This window comes from Nocardioides koreensis (assembly GCF_039531775.1).
GTDB classification, from domain to species: Bacteria; Actinomycetota; Actinomycetes; order Propionibacteriales; family Nocardioidaceae; genus Nocardioides; species Nocardioides koreensis.
Window position 1 is genome coordinate 55696 of record NZ_BAAAQR010000004.1, and the last position, 18960, is coordinate 74655.

The 18960-nt window shown below is 73.1% G+C and carries 18 protein-coding genes and 1 pseudogene; 14 read left to right on the top strand and 5 right to left on the bottom strand.

Annotated features, from left to right (window positions below; genetic code table 11):
- Positions 1 to 40 precede the first annotated feature (40 nt).
- From ABD268_RS08310 to ABD268_RS08355, 10 genes and pseudogenes are all read left to right on the top strand, one after another.
- Positions 41 to 430 (top strand): hypothetical protein, encoded by a 390-nt coding sequence (locus ABD268_RS08310; protein ID WP_344149990.1) that lies wholly within the window; start codon positions 41 to 43, stop codon positions 428 to 430.
- Between the two features lie 81 nt (positions 431 to 511).
- Positions 512 to 1003, top strand: a complete 492-nt coding sequence (locus tag ABD268_RS08315; protein WP_344149992.1) for a SigE family RNA polymerase sigma factor — start codon at positions 512 to 514, stop codon at positions 1001 to 1003.
- A complete protein-coding gene (locus ABD268_RS08320; RefSeq protein ID WP_344149994.1) occupies positions 1000 to 2226 on the top strand; it encodes a hypothetical protein in 1227 nt (408 codons plus the stop codon). The genes ABD268_RS08315 and ABD268_RS08320 overlap by 4 nt, the downstream gene beginning before the upstream one ends.
- Before the next feature lie 36 nt (positions 2227 to 2262).
- Positions 2263 to 4314: an NAD(+) synthase gene (locus ABD268_RS08325; protein ID WP_344149996.1), complete on the top strand. Its 2052-nt coding sequence runs from the start codon at positions 2263 to 2265 to the stop codon at positions 4312 to 4314.
- Between the two features lie 130 nt (positions 4315 to 4444).
- The gene (locus tag ABD268_RS08330) at positions 4445 to 5782 is read left to right on the top strand and encodes a glutamine synthetase family protein (protein WP_344149998.1); all 1338 of its coding nucleotides are present in this window, start codon (positions 4445 to 4447) and stop codon (positions 5780 to 5782) included.
- Entirely contained in the window at positions 5779 to 6153 is a 375-nt protein-coding gene (locus ABD268_RS08335; RefSeq protein ID WP_344150000.1) for a hypothetical protein, read from the top strand. Before ABD268_RS08330 ends, ABD268_RS08335 begins: the two co-directional genes overlap by 4 nt.
- A 9-nt stretch (positions 6154 to 6162) precedes the next feature.
- Positions 6163 to 6894, top strand: coding sequence for a type 1 glutamine amidotransferase (locus ABD268_RS08340; RefSeq protein WP_344150002.1), 732 nt, complete (start codon positions 6163 to 6165; stop codon positions 6892 to 6894).
- Positions 6895 to 6910: 16 nt separating this feature from the next.
- Complete coding sequence (locus ABD268_RS08345; protein WP_344150004.1) at positions 6911 to 9886, top strand: bifunctional [glutamine synthetase] adenylyltransferase/[glutamine synthetase]-adenylyl-L-tyrosine phosphorylase; 2976 nt, start codon at positions 6911 to 6913, stop codon at positions 9884 to 9886.
- A gap of 37 nt (positions 9887 to 9923) precedes the next feature.
- Positions 9924 to 10211: pseudogene (locus tag ABD268_RS08350) on the top strand (alcohol dehydrogenase catalytic domain-containing protein); the annotation flags it as partial.
- 97 nt (positions 10212 to 10308) lie between these two features.
- On the top strand, positions 10309 to 10617 hold the full coding sequence (locus tag ABD268_RS08355) for a zinc-binding dehydrogenase (protein ID WP_344150006.1): 309 nt from the start codon (positions 10309 to 10311) through the stop codon (positions 10615 to 10617).
- Between the two features lie 27 nt (positions 10618 to 10644).
- On the opposite strand, the gene ABD268_RS08360 is transcribed toward ABD268_RS08355, so the two are convergent.
- Positions 10645 to 10824 carry a hypothetical protein gene (locus tag ABD268_RS08360; RefSeq protein WP_344150008.1) on the bottom strand — a complete coding sequence of 60 codons (180 nt, stop codon included), beginning with the start codon at positions 10822 to 10824 and terminating at the stop codon, positions 10645 to 10647.
- A gap of 179 nt (positions 10825 to 11003) precedes the next feature.
- On the opposite strand from ABD268_RS08360, the gene ABD268_RS08365 reads away from it, so the two are divergent.
- Positions 11004 to 12311 carry an ATP-binding protein gene (locus tag ABD268_RS08365; RefSeq protein ID WP_344150009.1) on the top strand — a complete coding sequence of 436 codons (1308 nt, stop codon included), beginning with the start codon at positions 11004 to 11006 and terminating at the stop codon, positions 12309 to 12311.
- Positions 12312 to 12362: 51 nt separating this feature from the next.
- On the top strand, positions 12363 to 13145 hold the full coding sequence (locus ABD268_RS08370) for an isocitrate lyase/PEP mutase family protein (RefSeq protein ID WP_344150010.1): 783 nt from the start codon (positions 12363 to 12365) through the stop codon (positions 13143 to 13145).
- A gap of 17 nt (positions 13146 to 13162) precedes the next feature.
- Here the strand turns inward: ABD268_RS08370 and ABD268_RS08375 are convergent, their stop codons facing one another.
- From ABD268_RS08375 to ABD268_RS08390, 4 genes are read right to left on the bottom strand one after another with little or no spacing between them, the layout of a single operon-like run.
- Entirely contained in the window at positions 13163 to 14266 is a 1104-nt protein-coding gene (locus tag ABD268_RS08375; protein ID WP_344150011.1) for a lysylphosphatidylglycerol synthase transmembrane domain-containing protein, read from the bottom strand.
- 41 nt (positions 14267 to 14307) lie between these two features.
- A complete protein-coding gene (locus tag ABD268_RS08380) occupies positions 14308 to 15621 on the bottom strand; it encodes an ATP-binding protein (protein ID WP_344150013.1) in 1314 nt (437 codons plus the stop codon).
- Positions 15618 to 16280 (bottom strand): response regulator transcription factor, encoded by a 663-nt coding sequence (locus ABD268_RS08385; protein ID WP_344150015.1) that lies wholly within the window; start codon positions 16278 to 16280, stop codon positions 15618 to 15620. Before ABD268_RS08385 ends, ABD268_RS08380 begins: the two co-directional genes overlap by 4 nt.
- A gap of 36 nt (positions 16281 to 16316) precedes the next feature.
- Positions 16317 to 16835, bottom strand: coding sequence for a DUF2231 domain-containing protein (locus ABD268_RS08390; RefSeq protein ID WP_344150017.1), 519 nt, complete (start codon positions 16833 to 16835; stop codon positions 16317 to 16319).
- 125 nt (positions 16836 to 16960) lie between these two features.
- Between ABD268_RS08390 and ABD268_RS08395 the strand changes: the two genes are divergently transcribed.
- Positions 16961 to 18052: a threonine aldolase family protein gene (locus ABD268_RS08395; RefSeq protein ID WP_344150019.1), complete on the top strand. Its 1092-nt coding sequence runs from the start codon at positions 16961 to 16963 to the stop codon at positions 18050 to 18052.
- Entirely contained in the window at positions 18049 to 18936 is an 888-nt protein-coding gene (locus tag ABD268_RS08400) for a GNAT family N-acetyltransferase (RefSeq protein WP_344150021.1), read from the top strand. Before ABD268_RS08395 ends, ABD268_RS08400 begins: the two co-directional genes overlap by 4 nt.
- Positions 18937 to 18960 lie beyond the last annotated feature (24 nt).

The window sequence follows — 18960 nt, forward strand, 5'->3', positions numbered from 1 at the left end:
CGGACCCCGGCGACCTGACGGCCCCGGTGTGGCCGGCCGCATGATCCTTCTCGACGACACCGGACTGCCCTCCAGGCCTGACCCAGGTGGTGGGATCCTGGTCATCCCGGAGCCCCCGCTGCCCGACTTGTGGCACAGCGTCGGCGAGCGGGAGTCGGACCAGCCGGAGCCCCTCACCTACACCTTCTTCGACGTCGGTGGGGACCTGGTCGACGAGCTCGGCGGAGAGATCGTGCCGGTCGACGCCGACGGCCACTTCCGGCTCACGAAGTCCGGGCGGCACCTGATCTGCCGCACCTCCGACGCAGACCGGTCCGGGGCACGCAGCAGCTCAGCCGGGGGATGTGATCTCGTCGACCTGCCCGAGTCCGGGGTGCTGGAGGCAACCTTCGGCGAAGGCGGGTTCCACGCCGAGCTCGTCCCCGGGTGACGGCCTACGCGCGAAGTCGGCACAACCGTCGGCGGGGGACACGGCGTTGTAGGGGTGAGACCAACGCGACGAGAGGCTGACGTGGACGACTCGGAGTTCATCGACTGGGTGGCAGGGCAGCAGCGCCGGCTGCTGCGTACGGCCTACCTGCTGAGCGGTGACGTGCACCGCGCCGAGGACCTGGTGCAGGAGGCGCTGATCAAGGTGGCGCTGCGCTGGCCGCGGCTGCGCAGCGGGAACCCGGCTGCCTACGCCCGCCAGATCATCGTCCGCGACAACATCTCCTGGTGGCGCCGGCACCGTCGCGAGCTGCCGACGGCCCACGAGAGCGAAGCGCGCTCGGTGTCGAGCGACCCCGAGACCGCCCTCGTCGTACGCCGGGCCCTGGACCGGCTGACCGCCCGCCAGCGCGCGGTGCTCGTGCTCCGCCACTTCGACGACCTGTCCGAGCGGGAGACCGCCGACGTCCTCGGGATCAACGTCGGCACCGTGAAGAGCACCAACGCCACCGCGCTGGCCCGCCTGCGTGCCGGTGCCCCCGAGCTCCTCGACCTGATCGGGAGGACCCGATGACCGACCTCGACCTGTCCGCCGTCCTCGACCGCGCGACCGACGGCATCGACCCCGCCGACTCCCCGCAGCACGCGGCGGTCTCCGCGCTGGCCCGCGCCCGGGTGGTCCGCAACCGCCGCCGTGGCCTGGTGGCCGGCGCCGTGGCGGCCGTCCTCGTGCTCGTGGTGGCGGTGGCCAGCGGCGTCGCCGGCACCGACCGCAGCGAGCCTCCGGTCATGCCCGCACCGACCGTCCCGGCGGTCCCCGACTCCGCCGTCCAGGCCACCTGGGACCCGGCGGCCGCGGGCGAGCTGCCGCAGCGCGCGACGGTGCTGCCGACCGAGATCGCACCCCGAGCGGCGACCACGGTGCCGCTGCCGCTGACGAGTGGTGCCCGGCTCGTCCTCGCCGACCAGCAGGAGCGGCTCTACCTGCTGGGGGAGGACGGCACCTGGGCGAGCACCGAGGCACCCACCGGCTCGGCGTACGTCTCCAGCCTGAGTGACGACGGGACGATGCTGGCCAACGCCGGCAACGGCGAGCTCTGGGTGACCGATGTGCGCGACGGCGCCTGGCGACGGCTCGACCTCCCGCCCGGGCCGGCCTTCATGTGGACCGGCCTCGACGTGACGATGACGTGGCGCGGCGACGCGCAGCTGCTGCTCCGGAACGGGGGCGGCATGCTCGGGATCGTGGACGTCGAAGGCGCCGGAGCCTCGGAGGCCGACACCCACGACACCGCGCAGATCAGCGGGGTGGCCATGGTCCCTGACGGCACGGAGCTGCTCTTCGGCGAGGGACTCGAGGGCCGGGTGATCCGCGAGATCGAGGACGGGAAGGAGACGAGAACCGTCGTGGCCAGTGCGCTGGGGCGGTTCCGGTCGCCGTTGGCCTCCGACACCCGGGTCGCCGGCCTGGTGTCGGGGATCCCGCGGGACGACCGGCCGACGGACCACGCAGGGGTCCTCGTGCTCGACAGGACCGGGTATGCCGCGCAGGCGTACCTGCCGATCGCCGGCACGAAGTACACACCCGGGGTGGGGATCGTCGAGATCAGCGCGAACGGCGTGCGCCCGATGGCCTGGCTCGATGACGAGACCCTCCTGCTCGATGACTCGAGGGCCCTCGGCCGGCCCTGGTCGCTCGTGGCATGGGACGTGGAGACGGGCGAGCTGTCGCTGGTCTCCTCCGGTGGCTCGGACACGTGGCTGAGGGCCGTGGCGGGGGACCTCGTGCGCGACTGACGGGTTTGGACCCCGCCTCGTGGGAAACTTCCAGACGTGGACTTCTACTCGGCCTACGCCCACGGGTTCGCCCGCGTCGCGGCGTGCACGATCCCGATCGAGATCGCGGACCCGGCCGCGAACGCGCGCACGGTGCTCGAGCAGGTGCGGGCGTGCCACGACGACGGCGTGGCGGTGGCGATCTTCCCCGAGCTGACCCTGTCGGGCTACTCCATCGAGGACCTGCACCTGCAGGACATCGTGCTCACAGGTGTCGAGGACGCGATCGCCGAGATCGCGGCGAGCTCCGCGGACCTGGTGCCGGTCATCGTCGTCGGCGCACCGCTCGTCCACGGCACCCGCGTCCTGAACTGTGCGGTGGTGATCCACCGGGGGCGGGTGCTGGGGGTCTCGCCGAAGTCCTACCTGCCGACCTACCGCGAGTTCTACGAGCGCCGCTGGTTCGCACCCGGCGACGACCGGCGCGGGTCGACGATCCGGCTCGGCGGTGTCGAGGTTCCGTTCGGTCCCGACCTGCTCTTCTCGGCCGCCGACGTGCCGGGGCTGACCCTGCACGTCGAGGTCTGCGAGGACATGTGGGTGCCGATCCCGCCCAGCTCCGAGGCGGCGCTCGCCGGGGCCACGGTGCTGGCCAACCTCTCGGGCAGCCCGATCACGGTCGCCCGGGCGGAGGACCGGCGGCTGCTGGTGCGCAGCGCCAGCTCACGCTGCAGCGCGGCGTACCTCTTCGCGGCCGGAGGCCAGGGCGAGTCGACCACGGACCTGAGCTGGGACGGCCAGACGATGGTCTACGAGTGCGGGGAGCTGCTCGCCGAGTGCGACCGGTTCCCCGAGGGCCCGCGACGCGCCGTCGCCGACGTCGACCTCGACCGGCTGCGCCAGGAGCGCCTGCGCCAGGGCACCTTCGACGACAACCGACGGACCCACGACGCACGGATCCGCGAGTTCCGCACGGTTGCTTTCGAGCTGAAGCCGCCGACCGGTGACATCGGGCTGCGCCGCAAGGTCGACCGGTTCCCGTTCGTGCCGGACGATGCCGAGCGGTTGGCCCTGGACTGCTACGAGGCCTACAACATCCAGGTCTCCGGGCTGGAGAAGCGACTCGAGTCCATCGGCGGCTCCAGCTGGCAGCCGAAGGTCGTCATCGGCATCAGTGGTGGCCTCGACTCCACGCACGCGCTGATCGTCGCCGCCAAGGCGATGGACCGCCTCGAGCGGCCGCGCAGCGACATCCTCGGCTTCACGATGCCGGGCTTCGCGACGGGCGAGACCACGAAGTCCTACGCCTACCGGCTGGCCAAGTCGCTCGGCATCACGTTCGAGGAGCTCGACATCACCGGCGCCGCCGAGCAGATGCTCAAGGACCTCGACCACCCGTTCAGCCACGGCGAGGAGGTCTACGACGTCACCTTCGAGAACGTCCAGGCGGGGCTGCGCACCGACTACCTCTTCAGGCTGGCCAACCACCGCGGCGGGATCGTGCTCGGCACCGGCGATCTCTCCGAGCTGGCCCTGGGCTGGTGCACGTACGGCGTGGGCGACCAGATGTCGCACTACAACGTCAACGCCGGGGTCCCGAAGACGCTCATCCAGCACCTGATCCGCTGGGTGGCGGAGAGCGGTCAGTTCGACGACGAGACCAACGACGTGCTCGAGGAGATCGTGGAGCAGGAGATCACCCCGGAGCTCGTCCCCCAGAAGGAGAGCGACAAGCCGCAGGCCACCGAGGAGTCGGTGGGGCCGTACGCCCTGCAGGACCTGACGCTGTTCTACGTCCTCCGGCTCGGATACCGCCCGAGCAAGATCGCATTCCTCGCCTGGCACGCCTGGCACGACGCCGAGGCAGGGGAGTGGCCGCCGCACCTGCCGGAGCACCGCCACGTCGCCTACGACCTGCCCACGATCCGCAAGTGGATGGTCGTCTTCGTGAACCGGTTCTTCGCCAGCCAGTTCAAGCGCTCGGCGCTGCCCAACGGGCCCAAGGTGAGTGCCGGCGGCACCATGTCTCCTCGTGGGGACTGGCGGATGCCGTCGGACGCCGGCGCCGCCGCCTGGCTGGCCGAGCTCGAGGAGAACGTGCCCGGATGAGGCGGCCGCGCCCGGCCATCGGAGACCGGGCAGAGGATGCCTTTTTTGCTGGGAGGGCACCACGGACGCCATGTACTGACAAGAAGCCCTGATCGACCGACCCGCCGCGTCCGTCCCCTAGGCTCGTGCCATGGGCAAGCAGGAAGACTTCGTTCTCCGCGCTCTCGAGGAGCGTGACGTCCGGTTCGTCCGGCTGTGGTTCACCGACGTGCTGGGCTTCCTGAAGTCCGTGGCGGTCGCGCCCGCCGAGCTCGAGGGGGCCTTCGACGAGGGCATCGGCTTCGACGGCTCGGCGATCGAGGGCTTCGCCCGGGTCTACGAGGCCGACATGCTGGCCAAGCCCGACCCGTCGACCTTCCAGATCCTGCCGTGGCGTGGTGAGGGCCCGGCAACGGCGCGCATGTTCTGCGACATCGTGATGCCCGACGGCTCCCCGTCGTACGCCGACCCGCGCTACGTGCTCAAGCGGACCCTCGGCAAGGCCGCCGAGCAGGGCTTCACGTTCTACACGCACCCCGAGATCGAGTTCTACCTCTTCAAGGACACCCCGGTCGCCGGCGCGGACCCGGTCCCGGTGGACCGCAGCGGCTACTTCGACCACACCGCCCAGTCGATGGGCGCGGACTTCCGCCGCGAGGCGATCACGATGCTCGAGTCGATGGGCATCTCGGTGGAGTTCAGCCACCACGAGGGCGGTCCGGGCCAGCAGGAGATCGACCTGCGGTACGCCGACGCGCTGAGCACCGCCGACAACATCATGACCTTCCGCACCGTGATCCGGGAGGTGGCGCTGAGCCAGGGCATCTGGGCGACCTTCATGCCCAAGCCGTTCACGACCCACCCGGGCTCGGGCATGCACACCCACGTGTCCCTCTTCGAGGGCGACCGCAACGCCTTCTTCGAGGCCGGCGCGGAGTACCAGCTGTCCAAGACCGGCCGGCAGTTCATCGCCGGCATCCTGCGGCACGCCAACGAGATCAGCTGCGTCACCAACCAGTGGGTCAACAGCTACAAGCGGATGATGTTCGGCGGCGAGGCCCCGTCCTACATCTGCTGGGGCCACAACAACCGCTCGGCGATGATCCGGGTGCCGATGTACAAGCCCAACAAGGGGCAGTCGACCCGGATCGAGCTGCGCACGATCGACGCCGCCTCCAACCCCTACCTCGCGTACGCCGTCGTGCTCGCCGCGGGCATGAAGGGCATCGAGGAGGGCTACGACCTGCCCCGCGAGGCGGAGGACGACGTCTGGTCGCTCTCCGAGCGCGAGCGCAAGAGCCTGGGCATCGACCCGCTGCCGCGCAGCCTGCACGACGCCATCGGGATCGCCGAGGAGTCCGAGCTGCTGGCCGAGACCCTGGGCGAGCACGTCTTCGACTTCTTCCTGCGCAACAAGCGCCAGGAGTGGGAGGAGTACCGCGGCCAGGTCTCCGCCTTCGAGCGGGACCGGATGCTGCCGGTCGTATGAGCCACGTCTACGAGCCCGCGCGAGCACGGCAGCTGCGGATCCTGCTGCGGGTCGTGGTCGGGGTGGCCGGCCTGATGACCGTGTTCGCCGTGTTCTTCCTGCTCGGGGGCTCCGACCCGGGGCTGGTGCTGATGGTCGTGCTGCTGCCGGCGGTGCTGATGCTCGCGCTCGCCGCCCGGACCCTGAAGCTGCTCGAGCGCAGTGACCCCCGAGCCAGGTCCTGGGTCGTGGGCACCGCGTGGGTCGTGGTCCTGATCGGCCTGCTGCTCAGCCGGACCGCCCCCGGGATCGTGGTGGCGGCCATCGGCATCCTGCTGCTGCTCATCGCCGTGCTGCCGGGGCGGGACCCGGGCCCCACGTCCGACGGATAGGTTGCCAGCGTGAGTGGAGCGAGCGTGCTCGTCGTCGAGCACGAGGACAAGTGCCCGCCGGCGCTGGTCGGTGACTGGCTGGTCGAGGCCGGCTGCGCGCTCGAGGTCTGCCGGCCCTACGCCGGCGACGCGCTGCCCGACCTCGCGGCGTACGACGCGTTCCTGGTGCTCGGAGGCCCGATGGGGGCCGAGGCCGACGCGAAGCACGCCTGGCTGGGGCCGGTGAAGGACCGGGTCCGGGACGCGGTGGCGACCGGGGTGCCCACCCTGGGCATCTGCCTGGGCCACCAGCTGATCACGGTGGCGCTCGGCGGTGCCGTCGGCCGCAACCCGCGCGGCCAGCAGCTCGGGCTGCTCGAGGTGGGCTGGACGAGCGAAGCCGACGGCGACGAGCTGCTCGGTGCCCTGGCCTCCCCGCGCCGGGGCGTCCAGTGGAACGACGACGTGGTCACCCGGTTGCCCGAGGGCGCGACCCTGCTCGCCGCGACCGAGGCCGGTGAGGTCCAGGCCGCCCGGTTCGCCCCGGCCGTCTGGGGCGTGCAGCTGCACCCCGAGGTCGACGTCGAGGTGCTCCTGCCCTGGGCGGAGTCCGACCGCGGTTCCCACGAGGCCCGGGGCATCGACCAGGAGGCGCTGTTGCGGGACATCGCCGGCGCGCGCGAGGAGCTCGACGCGGCGTGGCGGCCGCTCGCGGCCGGGTTCGCCGCCCTGGCGCGGCAGCGCGCGGGCCACCGCGGATGAGCACCACGGGAGACCCGTGAACCGGCCGGCCACCAGCAAGGGCGCGCTGCTGCGCCTCGGCTTCCGCGACGCCGACACGGCCCGGTCGGCGCTCGCCGAGCTCGGTGCCGCCGCAGACCCGCTGCTCGCCCTGCTGGCCCGCACCGCCGACCCGGACCTGGCCCTGGTCGCGCTGGCGCGGCTGGTGGAGGCGAGCACCGAGGCGGCCGAGCTGCTCGCCGAGCTCGCCGACGACGAGGGCACGGCGATGCGGCTGCTCTCGGTGCTCGGCGCGAGCGCGGCGCTGGGGGACCACCTGGTGCGGCACCCCGACCACTGGCGCGAGCTCACGGACCCGCTCCTGGGCTCCACCCGGCCTGCGGCGTACGCCCTGCGCACCGACCTGCTGCGGGCGGTGGGCGCCGATCCGGACGACCCCGCGCCGACCGCCACGATCGCCGACGACGACGCGATGGTCGCGCTGCGGGTGGAGTACCGCCGTGCCCTGCTGCGCCTGGCCGCTCGCGACCTGGCCCACCACCTGGGCGTCGACGACGTCGCCGCGGAGCTCTCCGACCTGGCGGCCGGCACGCTCGAGGCGGCGCTGGCGGTGGCCCGCCAGCGCCTCGGCGCGGAGGCGTCACTGGCGCGGCTCGCTGTGATCGCGATGGGCAAGTGCGGTGGCCACGAGCTCAACTACGTCTCCGACGTCGACGTGATCTTCGTGTTCGAGCCCGCGGACGGGGCGGACGACAACAATGCTGCGCGCGTGGCCACCCAGCTCGCCGGCCACCTGATCCGGATCTGCTCCGAGCACACCGGCGAGGGCACCATCTGGCCGGTCGACGCGGCGCTGCGCCCCGAGGGCAAGGCGGGGCCGCTGGTGCGCACCCTGGCCAGCCACCGCGGCTACTACGAGCGCTGGGCCAAGACCTGGGAGTTCCAGGCGCTGCTGAAGGCGCGTCCGGTCGCCGGCGACCTCGCGCTGGGCCACGACTACATGGCCATCGTCTCGCCCATGGTGTGGACCGCGGCCGAGCGGGAGGGGTTCGTCGGCGACACCCAGGCGATGCGCCGCCGGGTGATCGACCAGATCCCGCCGCGGGATGCCGAGCGCCAGCTCAAGCTCGGCTCCGGCGGGCTGCGCGACGTCGAGTTCGCCGTCCAGCTGCTCCAGCTCGTGCACGGCCGCGCCGACGAGCAGATCCGGCCGCCGGCCACGCTCAGCGCCCTCGCGGAGCTCACCCGCGGTGGGTACGTCGGGCGCGAGGACGGCGAGGCCCTGCACGAGGCGTACTGCTTCCTGCGCACCCTCGAGCACCGGATCCAGCTCTTCCAGCTCCGGCGCACCCACGTGGTGCCGGCCGACGAGGAGTCGTTGCGGCGCCTCGGTCGCAGCATGGGGCTGGTCAAGGACCCCGTGAACGCCCTGGACAAGGTGTGGCAGCACCACCGGCGTGAGGTGCGGCGGCTGCACGAGAAGCTCTTCTACCGGCCGCTGCTGGCGGCGGTCGCCAAGATCCCCGGCACCGAGGCGCGGCTCACGCTCGAGGCCGCCGGCGAGCGGCTCGCGGCGCTGGGCTACCTGGACCCCAAGGCGGCGCTGCGCCACCTCGAGGCGCTCACCAGCGGGGTCTCCCGCAGCGCCAACATCCAGCGCACCCTGCTGCCGGCGATGCTGGAGTGGTTCGCCGACGCCCCGGATCCCGACGCGGGGCTGTTCGGGTTCCGCCGGATCAGCGAGTCCCTGGGCGACACCCCGTGGTACCTCAAGACGCTGCGGGACGAGGGCCAGGTCGCCGAACGGCTGGCCCGGCTCCTCGCGACCTCCCGCTACGCCACCAGCCTGCTGGAGCGGGAGCCGCAGGGCGTGCGGATGCTGGGGGAGGACCTGGTGCCGCTGGGCGCGGAGGCGCTGACCGAGGAGATGGTCGCCTCGGCCAGCCGCCAGGTGAACCCCGAGAAGGCGGTGCGCGCGGTCCGCGCCATCCGGCGCCGGGAGCTGTTCCGGATCGCGGCCGGCGACCTGCTCGGCCTGATCGACGTGGCCGACGTCGGTGCCGGCCTGTCCCGGCTCACCGACGCCACCCTGGAGGCCACGCTCGGGGTGGCCGGACGCTCGGTCCGCGAGCAGCGCGGTCTCGAGGACGCCCCCACCCGGATGGCCGTCGTCGCGATGGGCCGGTACGGCGGGTTCGAGCTCTCCTACGGCAGCGACGCCGACGTGCTGTTCGTGCACGAGCCGGAGTCGGACGCCGACCCGCAGGTCGCGTCGTCGTACGCCCATGCGGTGGCCAACGAGCTGCGCCGCCTGCTGTCGCTGCCGGGCGCCGACCCGGCGCTCGAGATCGACGCCGACCTGCGACCCGAGGGCAAGCAGGGGCCGCTGGTCCGCACGCTCGACTCGTACGCCGCCTACTACGCCAAGTGGTCGAAGGTCTGGGAGGCCCAGGCGCTCCTGCGCGCGGACGCCGTCGTCGGCGACCTCGAGCTGCGCCGCCGCTTCGAGGAGCTGATCGACCCACTGCGCTTCCCCGTGGAGGGGATCTCCGCGGACGACGTGCTCGAGGTCCGCCGGATCAAGGCGCGCGTCGACCAGGAGCGGCTGCCCCGCGGCGCCGACCCGCAGACCCACCTCAAGCTCGGCCGCGGCGGGCTCGCCGACATCGAGTGGACCGTGCAGCTGCTGCAGATGCGGTACGCCGGGCAGGTCCCCGGCCTGCGCACCTCGCGGACCCTCGACGCGCTGGAAGCGGCCCGCGCGGCGGGACTGGTCGAGGACGACGACGCCGCCGAGCTGGCGCACGCCTGGCGCACGGTCAGCCGGATCCGGAACGCGGTCACGCTGGTGCGCGGCAAGCCCGGCGACCACCTGCCACGCGACCCCCGGGAGAAGGCCGCGGTGGCCAGCATCCTCGGCTACCCGCCGGGGGAGCTGGACACGATGGTCAACGACTACCTGCGCCTCACCCGGCACGCGCGGGCCGTCGTGGACAAGGTGTTCTGGGGCTAGGGAGACTGGGAGCCGGGCCCAGGGGCGAGGAGGCGGCATGAAGGCGATCGTGCAGGACGTCTACGGGAAGCCCGACGTGCTCCGGCTCCAGGACGTCGACGAGCCGTCGCCGGCCGCCGACGAGGTGCTCGTGCGGGTGCACGGCGCAGGCGTCGACCGGGGTGTGTGGCACCTGGTGACGGGAACGCCGTACCCGGTGCGCCTGGCGGGTTACGGGCTCCGGGCGCCGAAGAACCCGGTCCCGGGCACGGACGTGGCGGGCGTGGTGGAGGCGGTCGGGGAGGACGTGACCCGGTTCCGGGTCGGCGACGAGGTCTTCGGTCTCGCCCGGGGGTCGTTCGCCGAGCTCGCACGCGCTCGCGAGGACAAGCTGGCGCCGAAGCCGGCTCCAACCTCGATCTCGAGCAGGTGGCGCCCTGGGCGTGGACCGGGTCATCGACCACGACCGGGAGGACTTCGCGACGGGGGAGCGGCGCGACGACGTGATCCTCGACATCGGCGGCTTCGACCGCCAGATCCGGGCGATGCTGCTGTCACCGTTCGTTTGGCAGCGGCTCGGCACGTTCGTCTCCACCGAGTCGGCGGAGGACCTGGCAGTCCTGAAGGAGCTCATCGAGGCCGGAAAGGTCACGCCGGTGATCGACCGGACCTACCCCCTGGCCGAGGCCCCGGACGCCATCCGGTACGTCGAGGAGGGCCGCGCGCGGGGCAAGGTCGCCATCAGGGTCTGACCCGGTCGGTCCCCGACGGCAGCACCGTCAGCGGAGGGCCGCGAAGGCCTCGTAGACCATGTAGGCGGGCCAGAAGACGCCCTGGAACACGGCGTACGCGTGCTCCCAGAACCCGTCGGCCTGCTGCCAGAACCAGACCCAGGCGCCGAAGATGCCCAGCCCGTAGATCGCGCCGCCGCTCGCGTTCGCCCCATTGCTGCTGCCCACGATGGTCCCCGCCTCTCGCTGCCCGCCGTTCCTGAGTCTCACGCCGCAGCATCAGGGCTGGCAAGCACCCCCAGCCCGGCCGCGGCCGGTGTGAGGTGGTAGGCACCCGCCCCCGGTTTGTGGACCGCCAGAACGGGAACTCTCTGGGCTCATCCACCCACCACCCCAGGACGGCACCCATGGACTGGCTCATCGACCGGCAGCACCCCGAGTCGACGGAGCGTGTCCTGGCGCTCCTCGCCGACCACCTGCGGCGGCACGCCGCCGCGGAGAGCGGGGTCGACGAGGCGGTGGAGGCGGCCCGCGGCACGCTGGGGCAGGTGGGCGACGGGCCGGACCTGTTGCGCCTGCACCTGGACTGGCGCGCCGACGAGGCGCTGGTGCTGGTGAGCCCCGTGGGCGACGGCGTCGAGGGGATCCCCTCGGGCGCCGGCATCCCGGCGAGGGATGCGGCCAGGCTGGAGGCGGCGACCGGCGACGTGCTCACCCGCGTCCCCATCGAGGTCCAGCGCCGGGCCCCGGAGACGTACGCGGAGGGGCCGCCGCCGATGGGCGCCATCGACGCGGACCCGCTGCGCGACGGGATGGCCAGCGTCGCGGTGGCGCTGGTGCGTGCCGCGGCCGACCACCCGACCGCGAACCCCCGCCAGCAGGCCTCGCTGGCGGGTGCAGCGCTGGCCGACCGGGTGGCGGGCGACGAGCCGCCGGCCGACGGGCGGGCCGTGGCGCAGATGCTGGTCGACACGCATCGCGCGCTCGGCAGCGAGCTGGAGGTCCTGACCGCCACCGACGAGGTCGTCGAGGTCGCGGTCACCCGGTGCCCGTTCGGGCAGGGCATCGCCGAGGGCGAGGCGCTGTGCCATGTCACGTCGGCGCTCGCGGGGCGGCTCGGGGCCCGCGTGAACGGGGCGGCGACCGTGCTGATGACCGAGCGGATCGTCGCCGGCGACGAGGAGTGCCACCTCCAGATGTGGCTGGGCACGCCGGAGGAGGAGGTCCGCGGTGAGCGGCACGTCTGGCCGCCCACGTCAGGGTCGGCGCCGCCCGCCGACGCGCCCGTGCCGCGCCTGGACCTGTCCGTGAACCTGCCCCGGGAGACCGTGAGCGTCCCGGTGGTCCGCCGGCTGGCCGCGCAGGCGCTCCGGGCCTTCGGCGTCGCCGATGAGGACATCGACGACGTCCAGCTGGCGATCGGCGAGGCCTGCGCGAACGTCATCGACCACGCCAGCGACACCGACACCTACGAGGTGCAGGTCGAGCTCGCGGCCGACCGTTGCGCGATCACGGTGGTCGACCACGGCCTGGGCTTCGACGGGGCCGCCGACCCCGACGGGGCCGGGGACTCCGCGGAGAGCGGACGCGGTCTCACGCTGATGCACGCGCTCGTCGACAACCTCGCCTTCCGCAACGAGCCCCAGGCCGGCACGGTCGTCCACATGGTCAAGGCCCTGAAGTACGACGCCTCCCACCCGCTGTGGCGGCGGTAGGCGCCCGCCAGCCCACGCGGCGCACCCGTCACGTCCGGCTAGATTCGGGACATGGCCGACCAAGCAACCATCGAGCGCGGGGCCGAGCTGCTCCGCCTCCACCGTGACCCGAAGCTGCTGACCCTTGTCAACGTCTGGGACGTCGTCAGCGCTACCACCGTCGCCGCGGTCGAGGGAACGACGGCCCTCGCGACCGCGAGCCACTCGATCGCTGCGACCTACGGCTACCAGGACGGCGAGAACATCCCGCTCGACCTGATGCTGGACATGGTCGGCCGGATCGTCGCGGCGACCGACCTGCCGGTCAGCGCCGACCTCGAGGGCGGGTACGGCGACCCGGCCGAGACGATCCGCCGCGCGATCGGGGTCGGCGTGGTCGGCGCCAACATCGAGGACCAGATGCGGCCGGTCAAGGAGGCCGCCGGCAACGTCGAGAAGATCATGAGGGCCGCCGAGCTCGAGGGTGTCGACTTCGTGCTCAACGCACGCACCGACGCCTTCCACCTCGGCCGCGGCCGGGACCCCGCCGACAACCTCGCCGCCGCCGTCGAGCGCGGCAGGGCCTACCTCGACGCCGGGGCCCCGGTGGTCTTCGTCCCGGCCCGGCTCGGCGAGGCGCAGGTCGAGACGCTCGTCGATGCCTTCGGACCACAGCGCCTGACCCTGATCGGCATCCCGGGGCTGCCCTCTCTGGCCCGGCTCGAGGAGCTCGGCGTGGCCCGGGTGTCCTACGGGCCGATGCCCCAGAACGTCGCGCTCACCGCGCTGCAGGAGCTGGTCGAGGACGTCCGGCGCGGCGGTGGCGTACCGCCCACCATGCGCCTCCTGAACTGACCGCCGGTGGTGGCCGGTCAGGGCGCAGAGGTCGCCGCCATGCCGCGGAACCTCCGCGCCAGCAGGTAGGAGCAGCCGCCGCCGAGGAGGATGGGCCCGAGGTAGGTGAACATCCGGAAGACGAACACGGCGGCGACTATGGCGTCGGAGTCGCGTCCGTCCGCCGCCCAGTCCAGGGCCGCGATGTAGAGCGCCTCGCTGATGCCGACGTTGCCGGGCGTGATCTCCACCAGGGTCGCGAGCCGGACCACGGTGTAGACGGCGAAGATCTCGACCGCGGTGAGGACGTCGCTGCCGACCCCGAGCGCGCGCAGGGACACGAGGAGGATCAGGTACGTCGCGAGCTCGCGGGTGGCGAAGACGGCGACCAGGCCCAGCCAGCGGGCGCGGAAGATGTCGACCACGTCGTGGCGCCACTCCACGACCGTCTCGCCGAGCTCCTCACCAGGGGGCCTGCGCACCACACCCCTGACCCAGTTGAGGAACCGGCCGACGCGCACCCCGAAGCCGTAGGCGAACCGCTCGCTGCGCAGGACCAGGACGGCGAGCGCGACCAGCACCAGCGACACACCGAGGCCGATCAGGGCGAGCGTCCAGACCGACGCCGGCACGTCCTTCTGGGTCGAGAGCAGGACCAGGCCGAGCGAGGGCAGGACGAGCGGGAGCCCGTTGCTGATCGAGCTGTTCACGACGTACGACGTGGCGAAGTCCTCGTTGCTGATGCCGAGCTTCCGGTACGACACGTAGCGGGCAGCCGTGCCGGACGGGCCCGGGACGGTGTTGGAGACCACCGCGGCCGACTCCTGGGCGAGGAACGCGTCCCGGAAGCGGAGCGGCTCGATCATCAGGGCGAACGCTCCGGCCTTGCAGGACTCCACCAGCAGCGTGAGCAGGGTCAGGACGATCACCGCGGCCGCCCCGAGCGACGTGAGCGCGTCCCAGACGTCCTGGTAGGACGCGAAGCTCGGGATCAGCAGCCCGAAGATCAGGTAGAGAAGCAGCAGCGACAGCGTGAACCGGACGGTCTTCTGCAGGGGCGAGGAGCTCTCCGACTCGAGGATCGGTGGCACGCGCCGGCCTGCGTCGCCCCCGGGCGACGGCGGCAGCACCGGCTTGCTCACCCTGAGCACACTAGTGCCGCAGCAGGGCGGGGGCGCAGCAGTCAGAGACGGGGGAGGCGGACCGCGAACGTCGCCCCGCCGTCGCCGTCCGCGAGGTCCACGTCGCCGCCGATCGAGCGGGCGACGCGGCGGGCGATGCCCAGACCCAGGCCGGTGCCGCCGCCCGGTCCGACGGTCCCGGGCGCGAACAGCGTGTCGCGGACCGACGCATCGACCCCGGGCCCGTCGTCCCTGACCCGGATCTCCACCGACGACGCCGCGGGGACGGCGTCCAGACGCACGCGGGTGCGGGCGTGCCGTACGGCGTTCTCCACCACGGGCGAGAGCGCCCGCACGACCAGGTCGCGCGGGGCGGCCAGCCGGATGGCCGGGTCCGCCACGTGGTCGTCGAGCACCAGCTCGTCGGGCACCAGGGGTCGGACCGCGTCGAGGACGTCGGCCAGCCGGCAGGTCGCGGCGTCAGGGGCCTCGGCGGTCCGGGCGAGCTCCAGCAGCGTGGTGATCGTGTCGGCCATGACCCGCGAGGACGCGGCGATCTGCTCGAGGTCGAGCCGGGCCTCCTTGTTCAGGCCACCGCGGAGCAGGGCCAGGTCGGCCGACCCCTGGATCGCGGCGAGCGGGGTGCGGAGCTCGTGGGCGAGCTCGGCCGTCAGCCGCTGCTCGGCGCGGATCGTCATCGCCACCCGCTCGAGCAGGCCGTCCAGCGTGGCGCCGAGCGCGGAGATCTCGTTGGTCGGAGGTCCGAGGTCGAAGCGGCGGCCGAGGTCGTGCTCGCTCCAGTCCGTGGCCCGCTCGGCCATCTGGGCCACCGGCTCCAGGGCCCGCGTGGTCACCCAGCGGGCGACCGCACCGACCGCGAGCACGACGATCACCCCGACGGCCAGGCTGGTGAGCAGGATGTAGAGCTCGGCCTCCTCGTAGGCGTGCCGGGACTCGCTCACCACCACGACGCCGTGCGCGCCGGACGCCGTGGTGAACGGTCGGGCGTAGAGCCGGTACTCCTCGCCGACCGCGACCGTCCGGGGCGAGGTGACGTGGGAGAGCTCCGCCATCTGCGGGCGCAGCCGCGCCCAGGTCGTGCCCGCGACGGCGCGGCCCCGGTCGTCGTACACCTGGACCCCCGGCTCCACGACCCCGTCGGGTACGACGAGCGTGTCCCCGGAGGCGGAGTCGACCGCGGCCTGCACGGACCCGGCCCGGTCGTGGAGCACCTGGTCGAGGTTGCCCTCGATGATGCGGTGCAGGATCAGCTGGAGGCCGAGCGTGACCAGCAGCATCCCCAGCGCGGTGAGCGCCATCGTGGTGAGCACGAGCTGCGAGCGGAAGCTGGTCGCCAGCCAGCGGGGCGCCCTCACCGCAGCGTGAACCCGACGCCGCGGACGGTGCGCAGCGCGACCGGTGCGTCGAGCTCCCTCAGCTTCGCGCGGATCCGCCGGATGTAGGAGTCGACGGTGTTCTCGCTGACCCGGGCCCCGTCGGGCCACGCTGCCGCGACGACCACGTGCCGGCGGACCACCTCACCGGGACGGGAGGTGATCGCCGCCAGCATCCGGAACTCCGTCGGGCTCAGCAGCACCTCCGCGTCCCCGTGCCGCAGCGAGTGGCGCGCCGGGTCCAGCACCAGCCCGCCGACCGGTTCGGCCGGTGGCCGGCCCCGCCGGGCCAGTGCCTCCACCCGGGCGATGAGCTCCTTCACGTCGAAGGGCTTGGGCAGGTAGTCGTCGGCGCCCGCGCTGAAGCCGGAGAGCCGGTCGTGGACCGCGCCGAGCGCGGTGAGGAACAGCACCGGCGCCGACTGCCCGGCCGAGCGCAGGGCCTGGCAGACGTCGCGACCGTCGGCGTCGGGGAGGCCGATGTCGAGGATGATCGCGTCCAGCACCGCGTCCGTGCCGAACCGCTGGAGGGCCTCGCCGCCGTTGTGCGCGGTCACGACGGAGTGGCCGGTGAGCTCCAGCGCCTGCGTCACGACGCGCCGGATGGCGGGGTCGTCCTCGCAGAGCCCTACGGTGACCACGGCCCTCCTCGTCCTGCGGCCCCTGCGGGCCGTCGGTCAGTCGGCGTCGCCGTCTCCGGCGCTCGAGGAGGACGACACCTGGTCGCCCCAGGCGGCCCGGGCGCCCGAGTCGCCGACGCGGTAGACCTGCACGCTGGTGGCGAGCGCGGCGATCACGGCCAGGGCCGCCACGACCTTGAGGGCGGTCGGCGAGACGGCCTTCGCGTCGGTCGAGGCGTGGGTCGAGGCGTCGGCCGCACGCTGGCGGCGGTCGAACCAGACCAGCGCGAGCGCGAGCAGCAGCAGCGGGATCTCGAACCAGATCAGCTGGTCGCCCAGCTCCGCGTGCTCGCCGGGGTTGCCCACGTGCTGCTCGAGCGCCTCGCCACTGGAGGTCGCCACGGGGGTCAGCACCGTGGACAACGCTGCGGCGACGACGACGAGGACGCCGTACCTGCGGCGCCAGTCGGGCCGGACGGCGATCGCGATGGTGCCGATCGCGGCCAGCGGCAGCAGCACCACCACGGCGTGGACGACGAGCGGATGGATCGGCAGGCCGTTGATCAGGTCGAACACGAATTCTCCTTCGACGGGGTCAGGCCCGTCATCGTTCCCGACGCTACCTGCAAGGAACCTGACTGCGCGCCCGCCGTGCGAAATGCCGTTGCCGCCGGGCGGCGACCCTTGCAAGGGTGGCGCCCGTGACCGACCTCGACGAGCGCCTCCGCGACGCAGTCCGTGCCTGTACCGACATGGTGGTCTGGCACCGCCGCACCACCCCGGGCGAGGTCTTCTCCTCGCTGGCGAGCGCCTGCGAGGAGCTCGGCATCGAGGACTGGGACCGGTACGGCGACGGCGGCGCGGTCGCCCGGGTCGAGGAGCAGGTGGCCGAGGTGCTCGGCAAGCCCGCCGCGGTGTTCTTCGTCAGCGGCACCATGGCCCAGCAGGCGATGCTGCGGGTCTGGTGCGACCGCCGAGGTTCCAGCCGGGTGGCCCTCCCGGACCTGTCCCACCTGCTCTTCCACGAGCTCGACGGGCCGCGGCTGCTGCACGGCCTGCGGTTCGAGCCGCTGACCGAGGGCCGGCACACGCCGACGGCGGACGACCTGCGCGCCCTGCCCGCGGGCCTCGGGGCGGCCCTGGTCGAGCTGCCGTTGCGGGACGCCGGCTGCCTGCTCCCGGAGTGGGACGACCTGGCAGCCCTGGCGGGGGCGGCGCGCGACCTCGGGGTGCCGCTGCACGCCGACGGTGCCCGGATCTGGGAGTCCCAGCCGTTCTACGACCGACCGCTGCCGGAGATCGCCGGCCTCTTCGACAGCATGTACGTCTCCTTCTACAAGGGTCTCGGTGCCCCCGCCGGCGCGGCGGTGGTGGGTGAGCAGGACGCCATGGACGAGCTGCGCGGCTGGCGCCAGCGCATGGGCGGCCAGCTGCACCAGCTGACGCCGTACGCCGTACCGGCGCTGCTCGGGCTGCGCGACCGCCTCCCGCGGATGGGGGAGTACGTCGCGTGGGCGCGCGCCCTCGCCGGCGAGCTGGTCGCCGCCGGGCTGCGGGTCAACCCGTCCCCGCCGCACATCAACACCTTCGAGGTCTTCGCCGATGCCCCCCTGCACGACGTCGAGGAGCGCCTGGCCGCCCTCATGGAGCGCGAGAAGGTGCAGCCGTGCGGCTCGTGGAGGGAGACCACGGTGCCGGGGGTGTCGACGACCGAGGTGAGCTGCTACGACTCCGCGCTGGCCTTCGACCCGGCCAAGGTGGCGGCGTGGTACGCGGAGATCGCCGGCCTGTGAGGTACGTCGAGTCCGTTGCCGGCATCGACGAGGCGCTGCCCGCGATGCAGGAGCTGGCGTCCCGGATCTGGGCCCCCACCAGCCGGCACCATCCGGGACAGCTCGCCTGGAGCGCGCGGTACGCACTGCCCGCCGACCTCGACCACGGACCGGTCGCGCTGTTCCGCGACCCGGCCGGCCCGGTCGTCGCCTGGGCCTGGGCGGAGGCTCCCGACTGGCTCGAGCTGTGCGTCGACCCGGCGCACTCGGAGGTCGCGGCCGAGGCGGCCCGGTGGTTCCTGGGCCTGGGCGCGAAGGGCCCCGTCCGGACCATGGTGCTCGAGACCGAGGCCCATGTCCTGGCCGGGCTCGCCGAGGAGGGCTTCGAGGTGGAGGAGCAGCCGTGGTTCACCCACCACAGCCTCGACCTCGGGTCGCTGCCGCCGGCCGCGGATCTCCCTGGCTACTCGTTCCGCGCCGTCGCCCCGGGAGAGGCCGAGGACCGGGCTGCCTGCCACCGGGCTGCGTGGGCGCCGCCGGGCGGCTCGTCGCGGGTCAGCGGCGCGGCGTACCAGCGCCTGATGGCGACCCCGCCCTACCGCCCGGACCTGGACTGGGTCGCGGTGGACGGGGCGGGCGCCATGGTCGCGTCCTGCCTGGTCTGGCTCGACGACCGCACCGGTGTCGCCCTGGTGGAGCCGGTCGGCTGCCACCCCGACCACCGCGGTCGGGGCCTGGCCGCCGCGGTCAGCCTTTCGGCGCTGCGGGCGGCTCGTGACTTGGGCGGGCGAACCGGCCTGGTCTGCCCCCGCGGCGACGACGGTTACCCGGGGCCGCAGCGGCTGTACCAGGCGATGGGCTTCGTCCCCGGGCCGCGGACGCTGACGCTGCGCCGGGACGCTTGAGCATTCCTTGCGGAAACGCCGGAC

Coding starts and splice junctions, on each gene's coding strand:
- ABD268_RS08310 (WP_344149990.1), top strand. CDS start 41: ATGATCCTTCTCGACGACACCGGACTGCCCTCCAGGCCTGACCCAGGT.
- ABD268_RS08320 (WP_344149994.1), top strand. CDS start 1,000: ATGACCGACCTCGACCTGTCCGCCGTCCTCGACCGCGCGACCGACGGC.
- ABD268_RS08330 (WP_344149998.1), top strand. CDS start 4,445: ATGGGCAAGCAGGAAGACTTCGTTCTCCGCGCTCTCGAGGAGCGTGAC.
- ABD268_RS08335 (WP_344150000.1), top strand. CDS start 5,779: ATGAGCCACGTCTACGAGCCCGCGCGAGCACGGCAGCTGCGGATCCTG.
- ABD268_RS08365 (WP_344150009.1), top strand. CDS start 11,004: ATGGACTGGCTCATCGACCGGCAGCACCCCGAGTCGACGGAGCGTGTC.
- ABD268_RS08370 (WP_344150010.1), top strand. CDS start 12,363: ATGGCCGACCAAGCAACCATCGAGCGCGGGGCCGAGCTGCTCCGCCTC.